Raw genomic sequence first — 21363 nt, 5'->3', positions numbered from 1 at the left:
CCAGCCTTCAAAGATTCAGTCAAAGGAATTGGTAGGTATTGGAAATTTAAAAATAGAACGATTTTAGGAAATTAATTTAATGAAAAGAGGGAAAAAGATGATTGAAAAAGTATCATTGGAAATGAACAATTTAGTGTATATTGAAAAACGAACAACAACAGATCAATTAGTGGATTTAATTTTACAATCAGAAGAATTAACTTATGAAGAAGGTTTTTATAAAAATGGACCAACAATGATTGAACTAAAACCAACTGAATTAAGTGAAGAACAACAAACGTATAAATTTTATATTCCTGTGAATGAGCCAGTTGAAAGTGGCGAGATTTTTACTGTAGAAAATATTCATTATGATCATCTAGTTCGTAAAAGAATTCCTTTTGATGATGAACTTGGTGCTAATATTGAGGAAATGACGGATTACTTGCTGGAACAAAAGATTGAATTTGACGATAAATTATTGTTGGTAATGACCTTAGTTTATGATGAATATTGGGTAGATGTTTTAATCCCAACAAAAGAGTAGGTGAAAAAATGAGAAAAACAATTGGCTATAAACAATCATTACATTATCAAAATGTCATCAGTCGTTATTATGTAACGACTTCAGAGGAGATGGGTCGTTGTTTAGAAGATGCTTTGAAAACAATTTTTGAAGCAGATTATTCTTTATCAGACAGCTTTTTCTATTCAATGAATTCTGACATTCGTGAAGAAGAATTGCTGATTCAAGTTTTTTTACCTGTCAATGAAGAATGGCAAGAGAATCTTCCAGAAGAATATCGTTTCCAATCTTATTTTCAGGTGAACAATATGTTAGCAACTAGAGCAAAAGGTGATAAGCTATCTGAATTCTCTAAAGCATTAGAAGAGTTAATCACTATAGTTGTTCAGGAAGATTTGACAATTGTTTCACCAATTTTCTATTGTCCGCAAGTAATAGATAATAAGGTATACACTGATTTGAGGATTGGTGTTAAATAGTTTTGAACTGATTAGAGTTTTCTCGTAAGGAAAGAGGAGAGAAAAGTTTGAGTTTGCTTATAAATGAGGAAGAGATATTTGAAGTGAGACTGACTAAGGCAGATGGGTACAAAAAAATTGGTATAGGACTAGGTGTTATTTTTGTCACACTTAGTTGCTTGGTATGGTTTTACTTTCCACTCTATAAAAATCCAGTGACAAGTAATATAATTTTTTTTGTTTTTTTAACAGTAGTGGCTATACTAATCAGTGCTTTATCCTTACTTAAATTAATATGTATGTTTGCTTTTTTGATAATCGAAACCGGGATTAATGAGACTAAGTATATCAGAAAATATGGTGGCATTTTATATAGAATGGACAGTCATGGTTTGTCATATCATGAAAAGGGATTTCTAATAGTGCGTGGTTGGTCGGAGGTCATTGATGTAGGACTTTTCAGACAAATGGAAAGTGAGGTTATTTATAATTATCAAATAAAATTTAGTGATGGTGATAGACACACTTTTGATTTAAGAGGGAATTATCCAACGATAGCATTCAAAGAAAAAATTGAAGAATTCTGGTTTAAATACAATAGCTAAATTAATCTTCATTCCCCCTCCTAGAAAACACAAAACCGTGGTACAATAACTTACGTAATAGACACACCTACTCCGAATGTCAAAAAAGGGCAGAAAAGTAGACAAGAAATTGTTTAAGGAGTAAAGTAAACTTACTTAAAATTTTGGGGGAAATAAAATGTATGATGTAATTATCATTGGTGCCGGTCCTGCTGGGATGACGGCAGCACTTTATGCATCACGGTCTAATCTTTCTGTATTGATGATTGAACGCGGTGCGCCTGGTGGGCAAATGAACAACACTGCTGAGGTAGAGAATTACCCAGGCTTTGATTCTATTATGGGTCCAGAATTGGCCTATAAAATGTATGAAAATGTAGAAAAATTTGGTACGGAAAATGCGTATGGCATTGTGATGGGCATTGAAGACCACGGATCTTATAAAGAAGTGATTTGTGATGACAAATCTTATGAAGCTAAAGCGGTAATTATTGCAACAGGCTGTGAACACCGAAAATTGGGTGTAAAAGGCGAAGAAGAATTTGCTGGCCGTGGTGTTTCTTATTGTGCCGTTTGTGACGGTGCCTTCTTTAAAAATAAACGCTTAGTAGTTGTTGGTGGCGGCGATTCTGCAGTTGAAGAAGCAATCTATTTAACACAATTTGCTTCTGAAGTAGTGATTGTTCACCGTCGTGATGAATTGCGTGCGCAAAAAATCATTCAAGATCGTGCCTTTGCAAATGAAAAGATTTCCTTTGTTTGGGATACAGTTGTCGAAGAAATTGTTGGCAATGAAATGGTCGTGACAGGTGTGAAAGCACGGAATGTCAAAACAGATGAAGTTTCTGAAATTGAAGCAAACGGCGTTTTCATTTACGTGGGGCTAGATCCATTAACAGAACCATTTAAGAAAGCTGGTATTACGAATGAGGCTGGTTGGATTGAAACAGACCAAGAAATGAGAACAAAAATTCCTGGTGTTTATGCCATTGGTGATGTCCGTGAAAAAACATTGCGTCAAATCACGACAGCGGTCGGTGAAGGCGGTATTGCTGGACAACAAGTATTTAACTATATTGAAGAATTAAAATAAAAAAATGCTTTTGCCTTTAATAATAAGGGCAAAAGCATTTTTTTAATAGGTTCCTTTAATGACAAAATAAGAGCCGCGAATGGTTCCAGCTAATTTTGATTTTTGACGAGCAAATTTGAATTTTCCTTCAAATTCTGCAGGGATTGCCATACCATCTGAAAGTTTAAACCCAACGGCGCGTTTGCCTTCCTCAGCTAATGTGTACATCACGTTAACTGCTAAGCCGTTTTCATAAAATACATAGGCCATTTTTATGCCATCTAAAGTGAAAGAAGAAATTTCAAGTGGCTTGTAAGGTAAATGTAACGCTCGTTCCAATAAAATTTTTTCAATCCAGGCCAATGTTTCTGGAGCTTCAGAGGCAGGGACGGTCGTAAAGCGATATTTGTATTTATTCCAAAAATAGCGAGCTTCATTCGCTCTTAGTCCAGCAAGGGCAAGTGCCACTGGTGAACTTTCTAAACCAATAGTGGCTACTTCTTTAAAATCAACTGTATAAACCATGAATTGATACTCCCATCTTTTCTTTTAAACTAAGTATAACGGTAGCAGGGGTAACGAACAATTATTATTACTTAAAAGAATGAAATTGGGACAGAACGATCGGCTTCAGAAAATGTTAAGGTTTCCGAATGCGTAGGTTCTGTCCCAAAGAGTATTTTAAGATTTGGTTATTTAGTGATAAGTTATACGCTTGTGCTTATTTATTGGCATCTAAGGTAACTTTTTCATCTGCCGTAGTCGTTTTAACATCTACTGTATAAACAAGTTTATTGTTATTTTTGGTTAACTTCCAAGTCAAAATACGTGGAGAAAGTCCTCCAACTTCTTTTTTTGCTTTGGCTAAAACGTCGTTAACAGCGCCTAATTCTTTGACTTCAGCAGCTGAAAAGGCTGTCTCGTTTTCACCAAGTTGATTTGCTTCAGTATTTTTGGTGACTTTTCCTGTTTCAGGATTCACGTAAAGTGTTTCTGTATCGTTGGTAAAGATATAGCTGTAGTCACTTTCTGGTTTTGTATCAAATTGGACATTTACTAATGGTTTGCTGTTGCCGGCTTCTTTTTCGTAGATTTCAGCAGCTTGCTGCAAACTAACTTTGTACTTTGTATCCGTGACGGCATCTTTTCCTACGCCGCAACTAGCTAAAATAAAAATAGCTCCTAAAAGTGAAAAAAATAGTAAAAATGGTTTTTTTAACATGAAATTACCTCGTTTCCTTTTATTAAGTATTCACAATCATTTAGTATACGGAGGTTTTATAAAAATTACAAACAAAAAATAATCCTTTAAGAGAAATTAAAGGATTATTTTTTGTTATTTATTCTGCACGTAAAGCAACTGCCGCATCTTTTTTCGCTGCCATTCGGGCAGGAATATGGCCACCAATCATGGTTAAGATTGTGCTAATTACAATCAAAATAATCCCGTGAATTGGATTTAAGGTGGCAACATTTTCTAAATCAGTCAGGTTATAGAGCACTGCATTGATCGGAAATGTTGCGAGAAAGGCAATCACAACACCAAGAATACCAGAGGCAACGCCTAAAATAGCAGTTTCGGCATCGAACACCCGGGTAATATCTTTTTTACGAGCTCCTAACGCTTTCAGAATACCGATTTCTTTGGTCCGCTCAATGACAGAAGTATAGGTGATAATCCCAATCATAATCATACTTGTAACAAGGGAAATCCCAGCAAATGCAATCAGCACATAGGTGATGGCATCCATTAAACCACCTGTTAAGCGGGTCATTGTTCCAGCTAAATCAGAATAGATGATTTGGTCTTTTTTATCTTTTCCTTTGTTATAAGCATCTAAATAATCAAGAATTTTATCTTTTGATTTGAAGTCGTTTGGATAAATCATAATACTTGAAGGGATTTCGTTCGCTCCTAAATAAGACAATAGGTTTTCTTTCGCGGAAGCATCTAATGTTTCGTTAGTCATAACGTTAGTGTTGCTGGCTTCTTGCGCTTTAACAATATCAGAGGTTTTGTTTTTGGCAATCATATTAGTTGAAAGTGCATCGCTATAAGCAATTCCAGGTGCTAATAGATTCATTGTTGAAGAATCTTTAATTCGCAAAATCCCTGAAATTGTTAATTCAGTATTTTCTGGGTTATCGTAAACAGCTTGCAAATCTTGGTTAGGAATGAAGTTGCCTGTCGGTAATTTGGTGTAAAATGCATTATTATTGGCTAATTTCATTTTTGTGCCAACAATGTCTGAAAAGGCAATCTTTTGATTATCTTTCACGTCAAAGCCAAGATTTTTTAAAGCATTAATATTGGTGGTATTGTTACTATCGACGATTAAAACGACATCGGTTTCTTTTTCTGGATAATTTCCTTCGAGTAACGAGTAATTGTCTTTTAAGAAATTGTTTTTTCCATTTTCTAGTTGTTTAGGAAAAGCAGAAACGCCGACGCCAGTTTGGGCAGCCATCATAGAAGCCATCGCGTTTGATTGGCCGTCGGGTGCATCGTTTGAAAATTTGACAGCTTGTGCTTTCCTGTTGATTTCTCTTAATAAGTTCATATTGACTAGACGAGTATAGCCGATATTATTACTTAATTCAGGATCAATGTGATTGACATAGTCAATAAACTTTTGATCAATTAAATTCGTGTGTTGCGCACGGTCCGCATCGCTAATTTTAGCAGTCACTTCTTTTTCCTTCGGGAAGGTGCCTTTTTTGTCCTGATTATTGAAACTTTCTGGATCTTGATCGGTCGCTATTTTAGAAATGGTAATCGGAAATTGCGCTAACGTTTCCGACTGAGTTTTATCAATTTGTTTCTGGAATCCTGTTGAAAGAGAAAGGACAATCGCGATACTGATAATTCCGATACTTGAAGCAAAGGCGGTTAAAAAAGTTCGCCCTTTTTTAGTGCGGATATTATTAAAAGACAAACGCAGCGCAGTCGTGAATTTCATTTTGGTGCGTTTCAATTCGAAAGGTTCTTTTTTTTCATGTTCAATATGAGGACGCGAGTCATGACGAATTTGGCCATCTGAAAATTCAATAATTCGATCAGCGTATTCGTGAGCTAATTCAGGATTGTGGGTCACCATAATAACTAATTTTTCTTTCGAAAGTTCTTGGATAAGTGCCATAATTTGCAGACTGGTTTCTGAATCCAATGCACCAGTTGGTTCATCACAAAGTAAAATATCGGGATCGTTAGCTAAAGCACGAGCAATGGCAACCCGTTGCATTTGACCGCCAGATAATTGGGAAGGTTTTTTATGGATATGGTCCTTCAAACCGACACGGATGAGTGCATCTTCGGCTTTTTGACGTCTTTCTGCTTTTGAAATACCACTCAGTGTCATACCAAGCTCGACATTATCCAAAATCCCTTGATGACTAATTAAGTTGTAACTTTGAAAAATAAAACCAATTGAGTTATTCCGATAAGCATCCCAGTCGGCTTCTTTAAAATTTTTTGTTGATTTGCCGTTAATAATTAAGTCACCAGAATCGTAATTGTCCAATCCGCCAATCACATTCAACATCGTCGTTTTACCAGAGCCGCTGGGACCCAGAATGGCTACAAATTCTTGTTTTCGAAAAGCGACAGAGACGCCATCTAAAGCTTTAGTGGTCGTTCCGCCGACAGTATAATATTTTTTTATCTCTTTGAGTTCTAGCATATTTTTCGCATCCTTCTTCCAATTTATCAACAACACAACCTTAAGTTAGTGTATAACGTAACATAATAGTTAACAAAAATCAATCATTACCATTTGATAATCAAGTGAATTTAGTATACACTAGGTGGGAAACGAGGGAGAACATATGGATAAAGAGAAGCATTCATCAAATTTAGATATTAGTGTCTTTACTGAAATTTTTTCATATATGAGCCAATTGCTTTTTAAAGACCTAGACTTGGAGGATCTAAAATTAACAAAGTTAGACATGTTAATTTTATTAATTGTGGCAACGAATGAAGGAATCAGTATGACAGAGTTAGCCAACCAAGTAGGAACGTCGAAAGTTCAAGTGAGTCGCTCTATTGCGGGGTTAGAAGAACGAGCGATTGTTCAACGTCGCCATAATCAAGAAAATCGCCGCGTGGTTAATGTTTATACGACAAAAGAAGGCGAGAAGCTCTTTAAGCAAAAAGAAAATCAAGTAAAACAGCAACTATCTGAAACGCTTAGTGTTCTTTCCTTAGAGGATTATCAAGAGGTCAATCAACACTTTTTGGCGGTCATGAAAATTTTGTCCAATTATCAAGCGCTACGAAGAAAAACGTGTAAGGAAAACAACGCCAAAAAATAAAAAACATCGTTTGGCTATAAACCAAACGATGTTTTTTCTAGCCTTTGACAGAGCCAGAAGTCACGCCTTCTACATAGAAACGTTGCATTAATATAAATAAAATAGTAATTGGAATGGCAATTAGCACACATCCAGCTGTAAAAGCCATGAATAGTGAATTGGCTGTTGATTTGGTCATCATCGAAAAGAGACCAATCGCAACGGTGTAATTTTCAACTTTATCACCCATAATAACTTTTGCGAAAATAAAATCCATCCAAGGGCCCATGAAGGCGGTTAAAGAAGTATAGACAATAATTGGTTTCGACAATGGCAACGTAATTTTTGTGAAAATTTGCCACTTGTTGGCACCGTCAATCATAGCCGACTCGTCTAAAGCCATCGGAATGGTATCGAAGAACCCTTTGGCGATGTAAAAACCTAGCGCCGAGCCTGCAGAGTAAACCAGAATTAAAGCGAATAAACTTTCAGTTAAATTTAAGGCTTTTAAAATATAGTAAACGGCAATCATGCTCATAAAACCAGGGAACATATTTAAAACGAGCGCCACTTTTAAAAAGGGTTTTCTTAAGCGGAAACGCAACCGGGACAGCGCATAAGCCATTGCGATTGTAATGAAAGTTGATAACAGACAGCTTGCGATGGAAACGAACAAGGTGTTCAAAAACCAACGGACAAAGGGGAAGTTGCCAGTCTGATTTGTTAATAATACTTTATAATTTTCTAAAGTGAATGTTTTGGGAATGATATAGGGAACAAATGCACCGCCTTCGCCACGAAAACTTGTTAAGATAATCCACACAATGGGGAACATCCAAAAAACTGCTAAAATGGTTAGAATGATGTAAACGCTGGTAAGTGCAGTGCGTTGTTTTTTCTGGTAACTTTTTGCTTTAGCCATAAGTTACGCCTCCTTAAATGAATTCGTCCGTGTATAGGCAATTAAACTGAAGACTGCGGAAAGAATGAAGATTAAAATACCAATCACAGAGGCTAAATTGTAATCCATTGTATCGACAGTCAATTTGTATAACCAGGTAACTAAAAGGTCAGTTGAGCCTGCACCGTAGAAGTTAGAATTGGCTGGACCGCCGCCTGTTAATAGATAAATGACATTGAAGTTATTGATGTTGCCGATAAACTGTTGAATTAGCGCCGGGGTCATCACAAATAGAATTTGTGGAAATGTAATACTTTTAAAAATTTGCCATTTATTGGCGCCATCAATTCTAGCAGCTTCGATTTGATCTTCAGGGAGATTTTGGATAATCCCTGTAGAGATTAACATCGTAGCAGGAATACCAATCCACATATTGACAACAATAATGGTTAATTTTGCCCAATTCGGATCTGTTAAGAAGGGGATAGAAGAATCGATTAAGCCCCAATTTAACAACAGAGCATTGATAGGTCCAGAACCATTTAAGAGGTTTCGCATAATTAAAAGTGAAACAAACGGAGGTACGGCCATCGTGATAACAAAAATAGTCCGCCAAAATGCTTTATATTTTAAGCCTTTTGTATTGATAAGCAAGGCTAAAATGATTCCAAAAAAGAAACAAGTTGCGGTTGCGAAAACAGCCCAAATCAAGGTCCAGCCAAGTACTGGAAAGAACGTTGAAGCCATATCGCCTGTGATTACATTGCCTAGATTTGCCAATCCAACCCAAGTAAAAAGGTTTTTCGGTGGCAAATGGTTATGGTCGTAGTTGGTAAAGGCAATTGAAATCATATACAACAACGGCAAGATGGTAAAGAAAAGAACGCCTAGTAAGGGGATCGTCATTAAAGTTGCATGGAAACGTTCGTTTAACAAGCTACGTAAATCATCCATAGTTGTTGGAATTTTTTTGCCGGCTGTCTTTAATTCATATAGGTGACGGGCGCTTTTTAAATTGATTACATATAAAATGATTAGCGATAAACAGACTAAAATTGCTGCAATTCCGAATAATAATAAGAGCATTGAATTATCGCCTTCTTTTAGAACTTCAATCCCTAAAGAATCATCATATACTAATCCTTGCTGTTGGGTCCCTAGTGTTCCTAGCATCATTAATGCATGGAAACCATTATGGATTAACCAATAGATAAAGCCAATTTCAGCTGTTAAAAAGATGATTCCCTTTAACCACTGCTTGTTGGCGAAGTTTGCAGCACCCATAACTAAAAAAGATAGTTTTGTAGCGAAGTCGCCTTTTTTAAAGACCTCTCGAAATGACGTCTGGGCTTTCTTTTTCTTGAACATCTTCGTTCACTCACTTTCTACTTAAATAAAAAAGATAGAGGAAATGGGACAGCAGATTGAAGCTCGTCCCATTTCTTTACTCTTTTTATTCTTTTGCTTCTTTTGATGTGTCTTGGACTAATTTATCTAATTTTGCTTGATAATCCGCAGGTTTGATATTGCCTTTGTACGTATCATTGATCACTGCATCCATCGCAGGCCAGAATGAAACGATTTCTGGGATTTTTGGCATTACCACAGAGTGGGTTGGTTGCGCCATTTCTAAGATAGCTTTTGCAACAGTATCTTGTGTGATTTCTTCGTTTGTTTGTAATTTTTTGTTTGAAGGGACAAAGCCGATTTCTTTGAAGTAAGTCATTTGTGCTTTTTCACTGGTTAAATAGTTTGCTAATGTCATTGCGGCCAATGGTGCTTGTGTTTGTTGGTTGACAGCAAAACTACGAACGCCCAAGAAAGCTTTCATTTGTTTTTCTCCATTGCCAAAATCAATGGTTGGATAGGCAGCAGCCCCCATTTTGTCGCCAAGAGCTTTTTCTACATCGTTTTTAGACCAAGGGCCAGAAAGAAAGGCATCCGTTTTGCCAGAACCTAGATTAGACAATGCTTCTGTATTTGATTGGATCACACCAGGATTATTTTTTTGATCGGCAATCCATTGTAATACTTCTATACCTTGTTGGTTATTAAAGTTGGTACCTTTTGGATCTTCGCCATTTTCACCATATAAGTAATCGCCGTTACTCATAAATAGAGGGCCGAAGATATAATTTGCGCCATCTTCGCCAAAATTGGTACCGATTTTGCCTTTTTCAGTTAAAGACTTCCAAGTTTTGATTTCCTCTGGAGAATACGTATCTTTGTTATAATAAAGAACTTGTGACTCTACGGCATAAGGGTAGGCATAGACTTTGTCTTTCCAAGTGACTCCTGCGACTGCCGAGTCGATATTGTTTTCTTTGACTTCTTTTTCATATTTTGTGTTAGGGTAAATCAGACCAGCTTCTGCCATTTGACCAATTTGATCATGTGGCATCATGAAAACATCTGCGGCAGCTTTAGGATCTTTTGCAATGTCTTTTTTAGCATCTGCCGAATTTCCAGCAGTTAAGTTAACTTTAATATCGGGGTTTTCTTTTTCAAAATCGGCGACAACTTTTTTAAAGACGCCCATATATTCAGTATCAACCCATAATTTTACGTCACCAGCTGCTTTATTTGCTGAACCGCTTTCATTTTCAGCTTTCGTTTTTTCTGCGCCACCACAGGCAGTAAGTAAAACCGCAGAAGCACTTAAAAGGATACCGCCCATTAAAATCTTTTTCCAATTCGCTTTCATTTTTGAACCCTCCAAAAATTATTTTTTACAAGTCTTATTATGCAACCGATTGCGGAAATAATCAAGTGTTTTTCATCGAGAAAGTTAAAAAAGTTTTTTTTGTTATAAATAACATACTGTTTATTTAAAGTGGTGTATACCACTAATTGAGCATTTTAAATAAAAAAGTAAAAAAGGGTATACAAATGCAATCGTTTGCGCTAAAATGTGTTCGAGTATTAGAAAATACACGAAAAGCGACAATTAAAGGAGAGAATTAAATGAACACTGCTGCAATCTACCATCGTCCAGAAAGTGAATTTGCTTATCTTTATACAGAAGAAACCATGCATATTCGTTTGCGTACGGCAAAAGGCGACATTGCCTCTGTCCAATTAGTGCAAGGAGATCCTTATCTTTTAGGGAAAGAAAAGTGGTACCAACAGTCGTTAACCATGGAGAAGTTAGTATCTACGGAGTTATATGATTACTGGTTTATTGCATTAAGTGCAAAATTTAAACGCCTTTCATATGCTTTTACTTTAGTAGGGGCGGATGGTTTGAGGGCGTTTTATGGCGAACACGGCATTTATCCTTTAGAAGAAAAGTATTTAGAGATGGCGAATAATTATTTTCGGATGCCGTATTTTCATGAAATCGATCGTTTTAAAGCACCTGAATGGGTGAAAGAAACGGTTTGGTATCAAATATTTCCAGAGCGTTTTGCAAATGGTGATCCCACCAATGATGCTGAAGGGACGTTACCGTGGGGATCTAAAAGACCAGATCGACAAGATTTTTTTGGTGGGGATTTGCAAGGGGTGCTAGATCATCTTGATTACATTGAAGATTTAGGTGTTAATGGCTTATATTTTTGCCCGATTTTTGAAGCGTTTTCTAATCACAAATATGATACGATTGATTATTTAAAAATTGACCCAGCTTTTGGTGATGGCGCTATCTTTAAGCGTTTAGTCGAAGAGTGTCATCGACGGGGCATTAAGATTATGTTGGACGCCGTTTTTAACCATATGGGGGACACTTCGCCTCAATGGCAAGATGTGTTAAAAAATGGCCAGGACTCAATTTATGCCGATTGGTTCCACGTAAATGAGTTTCCAGCTAGCTATGAAGAAAGTGCTGATTTTGAAGAAGCAAGCAACATTACCTATGATACTTTTGCATTTACTCCGCATATGCCTAAATTAAATACAGCAAATCCAGAGGTACAAGCCTATCTTTTAGAAATTGCTCGTTATTGGATTGAGGAATATGATATTGACGCCTGGCGTTTAGATGTGGCAAACGAAGTGGATCATGCGTTCTGGAAAAAATTCCGGCAAACATGTGATGACGCAAAAGAAGATTTTTATATTTTAGGAGAAATTTGGCACTCGTCGCAAAGCTGGCTCCAAGGAGACGAATTTCATGCAGTGATGAATTATGCATACACAGATGCGATTATGGGCTACTTTGTCAAGCAAGAACTGTCCTTGGAAAAGATGCTTTCTGAAATGAACAACCAGTTAATGCTCTATCGACAACAAACGAATCAAATGCAGTTTAATGTTTTAGATTCCCACGATACACCACGCTTATTGCATGAAACGAAAGAGGATAAAGAGTTGATGCGCCAAGTATTAGCGTTTACGTATATTCAACCAGGCGTCCCTTGTCTTTACTATGGTGATGAAATTGGTATGACAGGTGATATGGATCCTGATTGTCGTCGTTGTATGGTTTGGGAGGAAAATCAGCAAGATTTGGATTTGAAGGAATTTGTAAAATCATTGATTGCCCTTCGCAAAAAGTATGCGGCTGTTTTTTCTGGTGGAACAATCGATTGGACAGGCACTTCTTTTGAAACGGGGTTGATTAGACTCGCTTGTCGTTTGGAGGAACAAACGATCTATGGGATTTTTAATACTGGCCAAGAGACACAATTTGTCGATAGAACTGATCGAGAAGTTTTGCTAAGTTCTTCTATCGAAACTGCTTCAGAACAGATAATGGTTTTACCAAAAGGTTTTCTTTTATATCAAGCATAATAATTAAGCAAAGGAATGTGAAGAAGAATGGAAAAACATTGGTGGCAAGAAGTCGTGGTTTATCAGATTTATCCTCGCAGTTTTAAAGATAGCAATGGAGATGGCATTGGAGATTTACCAGGAATTATTGAAAAATTGGATTATTTGGAAACGTTAGGCATTGGGGCTATTTGGTTATCACCAGTTTATCAATCACCCAATGATGACAATGGTTATGACATTTCTGATTATGAAGCGATTATGACAGAGTTTGGGACGATGGCGGATATGGATCGTCTAATTGAGGAAGCGAAAAAGCGAAAGATTGAAATTATTATGGACTTAGTGGTTAACCATACGTCAGATGAACATCGTTGGTTTATTGAAGCGAAAAAAAGTAAGGAGAACCCCTACCGAGACTATTATGTATGGGCTGATCCTGCTTCAGATGGCGGTGTGCCTAACCGATTGAAATCTGCCTTTTCGGGTTCGGCGTGGACGTTTGATGAAGCGAGTGGGCAATACTATTTGCATTTGTTTAGTAAAAAACAACCAGATTTAAATTGGGAAAACCAACAAATGCGTCAGTCGGTTTACGAGATGATGAATTTTTGGATTGATAAAGGAATTGGCGGTTTCCGTTTAGATGTAATTGACTTAGTGGGTAAAATTCCAGGAGAAGAGATCACCGCGAATGGGCCTCATTTACATCGTTATTTACAAGAAATGAACGCCGCGACATTTGGCGGCAAAGAGCTGTTAACTGTAGGTGAAACATGGGGGGCCACACCTGAGATTGCAAAAATGTACTCTAGTCCAGAGCGTCATGAATTATCCATGATTTTTCAGTTTGAACATATGAGCTTGGATCAACAACCAGGTAAAGAAAAATGGGACCTTCAGCCAATGGAAGTTGCCAAGTTGAAACAGGTTTTTGCAAAATGGCAAACAGAATTAGGAAATGATGGCTGGAATTCTTTATTTTGGAATAACCATGATTTACCGAGAATGATTTCACGTTGGGGAAATGATCAAGAATATTGGTTGGAAAGCAGTAAGTTATTCGCTATTTTACTGCACATGATGAAAGGCACACCTTATATTTATCAAGGGGAAGAAATTGGTATGACCAATACGCCGATTACAGATATTCGTGAAGCGCGGGATATCGAAACGATTAACATGTACCATGAGTATTTAGAAAAAGGATATTCTAAAGAAGAAATTTTGCTGAAAATTAATACTAAAGGTCGCGACAATGCACGCCGGCCTATGCAGTGGACCGCTGAAAAAAATGCGGGCTTTACGACGGGTACACCTTGGATTGATGTTAATCCCAATTATCAAACGATTAACGTCGCTGCTGCTTTGGCAGATAAAAATTCACTATTCTATACGTACCAAGAAATGATTCGTTTGAGAAAAGAACATCCTTTAATCGTTTGGGGCAACTTTGAATTGCTGGAAACAGTGGACGAAGTGATCAGTTTTTATCGTACCTATGGTGAGGAACGCTGGCTTGTTGTAACGAACTTTTCTGACAAAGTTCAGCCATTTTCTGCAGACGTTCATGTAGAACAAGTAATGATTGAAAATATGCCGACAGATGTCACTGCTTTAGCAGATTATTCGTTAGCGCCTTGGCAAGCATTTGTTGTGAAAGTGAGTCAATAAGATGGAACAATGGTGGAAAAATGCTGTCGGTTATCAAATTTATCCTCGGAGTTTTAAAGATAGCAACGGGGATGGCATTGGTGATTTGCAGGGAATTATTGAGAAATTACCGTATTTAAAAGAACTAGGGGTCGATTTTTTATGGTTAAATCCGATTTACACTTCGCCAAACGTTGACAATGGTTATGATATTGCGGATTATCAAGGGATTCAGCCAGAATTTGGTACGATGGAAGATTTTCAAGAACTTTTGGACCAAGCGCATCAATTAGGTTTGAAGATTATTCTTGATCTGGTAGTCAATCATACCAGTGATCAACATCCGTGGTTTATTGAAGCAAAAAAAAGTTTAGATAATCCGTATCGTGAGTATTATTTATGGGCCGATGCGACACCAGATCGTATGCCGAATGAATGGCAAAGCTTTTTTGGTGGCTCGACTTGGACGTATGACGCGGGTACAAAGCAAGCATATTTTCATGTGTTTGCAAAAGAGCAACCTGATTTGAACTGGAAAAATCCTAAAGTTCGTGAAGAGATTTATGCGATGATTCGCTGGTGGTTAGATTTGGGAATTGATGGTTTCCGATTGGATGCGATTAGTCATATCCAAAAAGAACTTTGGGATTTTAAAATTACCACGAATCCATGGGCTCCCTTTATGAATGTAAAAGGCATTGAAGACTATATGCTGGATTTGAAAGCTATTTTTGCTGAGTATGACATCATGACAGTGGGGGAAGCTAGTGGCGTTTCAAGTAAAAAAGCGGTGGAATGGACCAATGATGCGGGCTATCTGAATATGATTTTTGAATTAGAGCACAATGTTCGAGAAGGAAAGCCAGGAGAAGAACGGTTAAACATTTTAGGCTATAAAAAAGTAATGGCGCGCTGGCAAAAGCATTTAGGGACAGAAGGCTGGAATGCATTATATGTAGAAAATCATGATAATCCCAGAATCAATTCAATTTTAGGCGATGAAACCTCTCATTCTGCTAAGGCGATTGGAACAATCGCCTTGCTCTTGCGAGGAACGCCGTTTATTTATCAAGGACAGGAAATCGGCATGGTTAATTATCCGTTTCAACAGATTGACGAGTTAGATGCTAAAGATTCCCATAACCATTATCGTTTGCTTATAGAAAATGGCTACGATGCGAAACAAGCATTAAAAGAAGTGGCGCATTGGACGCGGGACCATTCGCGTACGCCTATGCAGTGGACGAATCAAGAGGCAAGTTCATTCACCTCGGGGCATCCGTGGTTAGCAATTCATCCCAATTTCAAAGAAATAAATGTGGCTGACCAAGAAACGGATGCGCAATCCGTGTTGAATTATTATAAAAAGTTAATTGCGCTGCGGAAAGAAAATCCAGTCTTTACAGATGGACAGTTTGAACTATTAGCGCCCAATCATCCGTCTGTTTTTGCTTTTTTAAGAAAAACAACTGAGGCAACAGCGTTAGTGATTGTCAATTTAAGTGGAGAAAAGTGCCAATTTGACTTGCCGAATAAATTACTAGGCAGAAAGTGGCAACAATTATTAGGGAATCAAGATTTTACGGTGAAGAAACGGATGCAGTTAGCACCTTATCAGGCAGGGGTCTTCCAATAACTGATTTGTTCTATAACGAGTGCAAGAGGCTTACTTTTAAGTAGGGCTCTTGCACTCGTTTTTAGGAACTTCAACAACCGAGAGACTTCATAAATAATTGAATTTTTACAGAAATGCGTTATACTTACTTTGGGTAAGTTATTTAATTTTATGAAAGTAGGGGGAAATGATGCCGAAAACACGTGTAGAAGCTTTTACAGATGCAGTGATTGCGATTATTTTAACGTTATTAATTTTAGAATTAAAAATTCCTGAAAAAGCAGATTGGTCTGCTCTGACTCAATCTGGACACAAAATCATTATTTATTTAATTAGTTTTGTTACTTTATTGATTTATTGGAACAATCATCATCATTTATTTCAAAGTGTCCGTAAAATTGATGGACGTGTCCTTTGGATGAATAATTTTTTAATTTTGACATTGACGTTTTTCCCGTTTGTTACTGGTTGGGTAGGTGAACATCCATTTTCTTGGCCGCCACAAGCTTTGTATGGCTTAGTAGTATTAGGAGCTGATGTTGCTTATTATCTAGTGGTGCGGGCATTGATTCAGGCAAATGGGCCCAAATCCGAAGTACAACGTTTGTTTGGCCACTATCCAAAATTAACGCTTTCGATTGTGTTGAATATTATTGCGTTGATTGTAGGCAAACTAGTAGCGCCAATCGCTGTTCTGATTATTGATACGATTGTTTTAGTTATGTGGTTTATTCCTGAGCGAAAAGCAGAAATAAAGGAAACTTTAAAGTAGTTATTTTTTATTTATAACAAAAAAGTCATAAATCTTTTGACAAGAATGTCAAACTCCTCTATTATAAGAAGTGGATAAAAACTGAATAATTGTTAGGTGAGGCTCCTATTTGGACAAATGCTGCTGCCGCGAAAGGATCGAGAGACCCTTAGTTGGTTGAACAGGAATAATCGTGAAGGTTATTCATAATGTAGCTGATACATGTTATCTACGCCCTATAGTGCTAAAGCTCAACGATAGAGAATCTTATTTAAAGATGGTATTTTGGGACGTACTCTATTGTTGAGTAGGTCCTTTTTTGTGTGTTTGGCAAAAAAGCAATTATTCACTGGAAGTATAAATAAGAAAAAGAAAGGATGACTGTCATGGAAGACCCTGGAAGTGAACAGAGAAACAAAATACAGTCACCAACGAAAGGAGAAGATTTTAGCACTCTTTTCGGTAGGTGACCACAACCTTGGAGGAAAAGAAAATGATGAACAAAAAAACAATGGATATGAGAAAAGCAACAAAAGATCAAGAATTACGTAAATTGGCGTTGCTTTCTGAACGGGAATTAATGATGGAATTACGGACATCTGAAAAAGGACTCTCGAATGAAGATGCCGAAAAAAGATTAGAGGAATTTGGACCAAACGAAGTTTCTGCACAAAAGCCAACCCCAGCAATTATTTTATTTTTAAGTGCATTCAAAGATCCGTTTGTCTATGTCTTAGCCTTATTGATGGTCGTTTCAACTTTAACGAAAGATTTCGAAGCCGCTATCGTGATGGGCGTGATGATTTTAGCCAGTGTCTTGATTGCTTTTATACAAGAATATCGTTCTCAAAAAGCGAGTTTGGATTTAAAAGAATTAATTGAAAACACCGCTGCAGTGACACGGGAAGGAATTACGAAAGAAATTCCAATGGACGAAATTGTTCCAGGAGACATTGTAACTTTAGCTACAGGAGACATGATTCCTGCAGATGCCGTGTTGATTTGGACCAAAGATTTATTCGTTAATCAATCGTCGCTAACAGGCGAATCCATGCCTGTCGAAAAATTTGTGGATGCAGGTGTGGATCGTCAACAAACAGAGGTTTCTGCATTAGATATGCAAGACCTAGTGTTTATGGGCACAGATGTCTTGAGTGGACAAGGAAAAGCGATTATTTTAAAAACTGGGCAACATACATTTTTTGGTGATATTGCTAAAAATGCTACAACACAACGAGGAAAAACTAGTTTTGACTTAGGCTTAGCAAAAGTCAGTAAGTTTTTATTACGAATGGTAATGATTTTGTTTCCAATCGTTTTCTTGATTAATGGTTTAACTAAAGGTGCTTGGGGCGAAGCGTTTTTCTTCGCGATTGCCGTTGCAGTTGGTTTGACACCAGAAATGTTGCCAATGATTGTTACGAGTAACTTAGCCAAGGGTGCATTATCCTTATCGAAACATAAAGTCATTGTTAAAGAATTAGCGGCTATCCAAAATTTGGGTGGTATGGATGTGCTCTGTACAGATAAGACTGGAACGATTACCGAAGATCGTGTAGTTTTGGTTCAACATTTGAATCCATTAGGTGATTTGAGTGACGAGGTTCTAAATTTAGCCTACTTAAATTCTTCTTATCAAACAGGTTGGAAAAATTTAATGGATATTGCCGTTATTAATTTTTATGAAGAGCATCAATGGAAAACGCCGTTTAAAAATGTCACTAAAATTGATGAAATTCCTTTTGATTTTTCCAGACGCCGCTTAACGGTTGTCGTGAATGCAGATGATCATCAATTGATGATTACGAAAGGCGCCGTGGAAGAAATGGAAGAAGTGTGCACGCATGCGCAAATTAATGGCGAAATTGTACCATTAAGCACTGCTGTACGAGAAGAACTACGCCGAGTGAATGTTCAAATGAACAAACAAGGGATGCGTGTGTTAGCGGTAGCTGTAAAAAAAGATGTCCATAAAGAAGCAGTTTATTCAGTTGAAGATGAAAAAGAGATGACATTGATTGGATTTATGGGTTTTCTTGATCCAGCAAAAGAGTCAGCTGTCAGCGCTATCCGCTCCTTACATGAACATGGTGTCAACGTGAAAGTGCTAACGGGCGATAATGACATTGTCGCCAAAAAAGTCTGTAAAGATGTAGGTATTGAAGTTTCCCATGTGTTATTAGGTTCTCAAATTGAAGCAATGACAGATGAAGAGTTGCGGGCGCAAGTAGAAGAAACTAATTTATTTGCCAAATTAAATCCGATGCAAAAATCTAAAATTATTGAATTGCTACAAGCAAAAGGTCATACGGTTGGTTTTATGGGGGATGGCATTAATGATGCACCGGCATTACGAAAAGCTGATGTGGGCATTTCAGTAGATACTGCAGCTGATATTACTAAAGATGCTAGCTCGATTATTTTACTGGAAAAAAGTTTAAATGTACTGGAATCTGGTGTGATTGAAGGACGAAAAGTATTTAGCAATATGATGAAATATATTAAAATTACCATCAGTTCTAATTTTGGGAATGTCTTTTCAATTTTAGTAGCCAGTGCCTTTTTACCATTTCTACCAATGCTTTCCTTACAACTCTTGATTCAAAATTTGATTTATGATGTGGCTCAGTTGACAATTCCTTGGGATAATGTCGATGAAGAAGAGTTATTAAGCCCTGTTCGTTGGGAAACGAACGGACTAGCGAAATTTACGGTATGTATTGGCCCGGTAAGTAGTATTTTCGATATTCTAACGTATCTTGTCATGTGGTTTGTGTTTAGCGCCAATAGTTTGGCAACTCAACATTTATTCCAAACAGGTTGGTTTATGGTGGGACTTGTTAGTCAAACGTTAGTTGTTCATATGGTCCGGACGCGGAAAATACCATTTATTCAAAGTCGTGCGTCAATGCCTGTGATGCTAAGTAGTTTAGGCGCAATCTTACTCGGTTTCTTGATTGTAGCAACGCCCATAAGAGAGGTTTTTGACTTTGTGAAACTTCCGGCTAACTACTGGCCATGGTTCTTTGGAATCATCATTGCGTACATGTTAACTGTTGAAGTAGCTAAACGTTTATATATTAAAATTACCAAGGAATGGATTTAGTAAAATCTACTGAAAGAGAAAAGAATTTGCTAAGCTGTATTACTCGTTTTGCGAAAATTTGGTGATTTTAAGCAATGAATGTTCGTGATAAAACCTAAGGTAAAGTATTTGGCAAAAAAACGAGCCAAAAAAAATAAAAATTAACGAAAAAAACTTTGTTCTCTAAAAAATAAAAAACCGCATGCTGAGTAGGTTACTCGGCTGACGGTTTTTATTTTTTGGTTTTTTCAAGATAATTTTCATGAAAACGCAAAGTTCGGAAATCAGATTACTAGCCAGTTCGGGGATAAGGGGGCTCAAATTAATAGAACTGTTATATAATATTTTCAAAATAGAATATAACAGTTGGGAGAAAAATAGTACAGAAGAAGTGTGGAACAGAAACCGTTTTCTTGTTTGTGAAATTTATCACTAAACCGCAAAAACATGCGGTTTTGCTCTTTTGTGAAAAAATGAAGAAATTAGAGTTTTTTTCTTGCGCTTTTTCGAATTTAGTGATAATTTGTTAAGTGTAGTCGATAAAAAGTAATACAGTTTCGCACTCTGTTTTACTTTTATCGAAATTAAAGAAACGTAATAGAGAGGATTGTGTGACAAAATGGCAAAGGCTAAGAAACAAAAACCTATTGACTTTAAAGAGCTAATGGCTAAAGTCGACGCTGATTTCCCAACTTTCCAAATCTTGGATCAAGATGGAAAAATTGTGAATGAAGATTTAGTACCTGATTTATCGGATGAGGAATTAGTTGAATTAATGACACGCATGGTTTGGTCTCGTGTGCTAGACCAACGTTCTACTGCATTAAACCGTCAAGGACGCTTAGGATTCTTCGCGCCAACAGCTGGACAAGAAGCAAGCCAATTGGCAAGTCAATTTGCAATGGAAAAAGAAGACTACTTATTACCAGGTTACCGTGATGTACCTCAATTAGTACAACATGGTTTACCATTAAGAGAAGCTTTCTTATGGTCTCGTGGTCACGTAGCAGGGAACTACTACGCGGAAGATTTAAATGCATTACCACCACAAATTATCATCGGTGCTCAATACATCCAAGCAGCTGGTGTTGCTTTAGGATTGAAAAAACGTGGAAAAGAAAATGTTGTCTTCACTTATACTGGTGACGGCGGTTCTTCACAAGGGGACTTCTATGAAGCAATTAACTTTGCTGGTGCTTACCAAGCAAACGGTGTCTTCATTATCCAAAACAATGGTTTTGCGATTTCTACACCTCGTGAAAAACAAACAGCGGCTAAAACTTTAGCTCAAAAAGCTGTTGCAGCAGGAATTCCTGGTATTCAAGTTGATGGTATGGATCCATTAGCAGTTTACGCAATTGCAAAAGAAGCACGCGATTGGTCAGCTGCAGGAAACGGTCCAGTTTTAATTGAAACATTAACTTATCGTTATGGTCCACATACTTTATCTGGAGACGATCCAACACGTTACCGTTCAAAAGAAATGGATGACGAATGGGTACAAAAAGATCCATTGACTCGTTTCCGTAAATATCTAACAGATAAAGGCTTATGGTCTGAAGCAAAAGAAGAAGAAATTATTGAAAAAACAAAAGAAGAAATCAAAGTAGCGATTGCAGAAGCGGATAAAGCGCCAAAACAAAAAGTTTCTGATTTCTTGAAAAATATGTTTGAAGTTCAACCTCAAACAATTAAAGAACAAATTGCATTTTATGAAGCGAAGGAGTCGAAATAAA

Annotated in this window: 17 protein-coding genes and 1 riboswitch; of the genes, 11 read left to right on the top strand and 6 right to left on the bottom strand. The window is 37.2% G+C overall.

Going from position 1 to position 21363, the window contains the following annotated elements; translation table 11 throughout:
* Positions 1-79: 79 nt before the first annotated feature.
* From IGK86_RS08700 to trxB, 4 genes are all read left to right on the top strand, one after another.
* Complete coding sequence (locus tag IGK86_RS08700) at positions 80-526, top strand: hypothetical protein (RefSeq protein WP_016617265.1); 447 nt, start codon at positions 80-82, stop codon at positions 524-526.
* An 8-nt stretch (positions 527-534) separates the two neighbouring features.
* The gene (locus IGK86_RS08695; protein WP_016617266.1) at positions 535-984 is read left to right on the top strand and encodes a DUF5085 family protein; all 450 of its coding nucleotides are present in this window, start codon (positions 535-537) and stop codon (positions 982-984) included.
* A gap of 47 nt (positions 985-1031) precedes the next feature.
* Positions 1032-1568 (top strand): hypothetical protein, encoded by a 537-nt coding sequence (locus IGK86_RS08690; protein WP_227301199.1) that lies wholly within the window; start codon positions 1032-1034, stop codon positions 1566-1568.
* Positions 1569-1725: 157 nt separating this feature from the next.
* Positions 1726-2640 carry a thioredoxin-disulfide reductase gene (trxB, locus tag IGK86_RS08685; RefSeq protein WP_002357780.1) on the top strand — a complete coding sequence of 305 codons (915 nt, stop codon included), beginning with the start codon at positions 1726-1728 and terminating at the stop codon, positions 2638-2640.
* Positions 2641-2682: 42 nt separating this feature from the next.
* On the opposite strand, the gene IGK86_RS08680 is transcribed toward trxB, so the two are convergent.
* The 3 genes from IGK86_RS08680 to IGK86_RS08670 form a co-directional block, all read right to left on the bottom strand.
* The gene (locus IGK86_RS08680) at positions 2683-3144 is read right to left on the bottom strand and encodes a phage tail protein (RefSeq protein ID WP_438742321.1); all 462 of its coding nucleotides are present in this window, start codon (positions 3142-3144) and stop codon (positions 2683-2685) included.
* Positions 3145-3340: 196 nt separating this feature from the next.
* The gene (gene camE, locus IGK86_RS08675) at positions 3341-3841 is read right to left on the bottom strand and encodes a plasmid sex pheromone cAM373 precursor (protein WP_002366593.1); all 501 of its coding nucleotides are present in this window, start codon (positions 3839-3841) and stop codon (positions 3341-3343) included.
* 118 nt (positions 3842-3959) lie between these two features.
* The gene (locus tag IGK86_RS08670) at positions 3960-6299 is read right to left on the bottom strand and encodes an ABC transporter ATP-binding protein/permease (protein ID WP_010713453.1); all 2340 of its coding nucleotides are present in this window, start codon (positions 6297-6299) and stop codon (positions 3960-3962) included.
* Positions 6300-6423: 124 nt separating this feature from the next.
* Between IGK86_RS08670 and IGK86_RS08665 the strand changes: the two genes are divergently transcribed.
* On the top strand, positions 6424-6933 hold the full coding sequence (locus tag IGK86_RS08665) for a MarR family winged helix-turn-helix transcriptional regulator (protein ID WP_002365578.1): 510 nt from the start codon (positions 6424-6426) through the stop codon (positions 6931-6933).
* Between the two features lie 37 nt (positions 6934-6970).
* Here the strand turns inward: IGK86_RS08665 and IGK86_RS08660 are convergent, their stop codons facing one another.
* The 3 genes from IGK86_RS08660 to IGK86_RS08650 form a co-directional block, all read right to left on the bottom strand.
* The gene (locus IGK86_RS08660) at positions 6971-7834 is read right to left on the bottom strand and encodes a sugar ABC transporter permease (RefSeq protein WP_002360454.1); all 864 of its coding nucleotides are present in this window, start codon (positions 7832-7834) and stop codon (positions 6971-6973) included.
* A 3-nt stretch (positions 7835-7837) separates the two neighbouring features.
* On the bottom strand, positions 7838-9181 hold the full coding sequence (locus tag IGK86_RS08655; protein WP_016617270.1) for a carbohydrate ABC transporter permease: 1344 nt from the start codon (positions 9179-9181) through the stop codon (positions 7838-7840).
* An 85-nt stretch (positions 9182-9266) separates the two neighbouring features.
* Positions 9267-10517: an extracellular solute-binding protein gene (locus tag IGK86_RS08650; protein WP_002382263.1), complete on the bottom strand. Its 1251-nt coding sequence runs from the start codon at positions 10515-10517 to the stop codon at positions 9267-9269.
* A 260-nt stretch (positions 10518-10777) separates the two neighbouring features.
* Here IGK86_RS08650 and IGK86_RS08645 point away from each other — a divergent pair, with 260 nt between their 5' ends.
* The 6 genes from IGK86_RS08645 to pdhA all read left to right on the top strand — a co-directional run bounded on the left by IGK86_RS08645 (position 10778) and on the right by pdhA (position 21362).
* Entirely contained in the window at positions 10778-12544 is a 1767-nt protein-coding gene (locus IGK86_RS08645) for a glycoside hydrolase family 13 protein (RefSeq protein ID WP_438742318.1), read from the top strand.
* 27 nt (positions 12545-12571) lie between these two features.
* Entirely contained in the window at positions 12572-14197 is a 1626-nt protein-coding gene (locus tag IGK86_RS08640) for a glycoside hydrolase family 13 protein (protein ID WP_016617272.1), read from the top strand.
* A 1-nt stretch (position 14198) separates the two neighbouring features.
* A complete protein-coding gene (locus IGK86_RS08635; protein ID WP_438742314.1) occupies positions 14199-15812 on the top strand; it encodes a glycoside hydrolase family 13 protein in 1614 nt (537 codons plus the stop codon).
* 169 nt (positions 15813-15981) lie between these two features.
* On the top strand, positions 15982-16563 hold the full coding sequence (locus IGK86_RS08630) for a TMEM175 family protein (protein WP_016617274.1): 582 nt from the start codon (positions 15982-15984) through the stop codon (positions 16561-16563).
* Positions 16564-16644: 81 nt separating this feature from the next.
* Positions 16645-16812, top strand: a riboswitch (M-box (ykoK) riboswitch).
* 223 nt (positions 16813-17035) lie between these two features.
* Entirely contained in the window at positions 17036-19648 is a 2613-nt protein-coding gene (mgtA, locus tag IGK86_RS08625) for a magnesium-translocating P-type ATPase (protein ID WP_002388982.1), read from the top strand.
* A 598-nt stretch (positions 19649-20246) separates the two neighbouring features.
* The gene (pdhA, locus tag IGK86_RS08620; protein WP_002357768.1) at positions 20247-21362 is read left to right on the top strand and encodes a pyruvate dehydrogenase (acetyl-transferring) E1 component subunit alpha; all 1116 of its coding nucleotides are present in this window, start codon (positions 20247-20249) and stop codon (positions 21360-21362) included.
* The last annotated feature ends 1 nt before the right edge of the window (position 21363 follow it).

Source organism: Enterococcus sp. DIV1206 (assembly GCF_051712485.1).
Taxonomy (GTDB): Bacteria; Bacillota; Bacilli; order Lactobacillales; family Enterococcaceae; genus Enterococcus; species Enterococcus faecalis.
The sequence above is the reverse complement of the archived record's forward strand: the minus strand, read 5'-3'. Positions and strand labels throughout refer to the sequence as shown.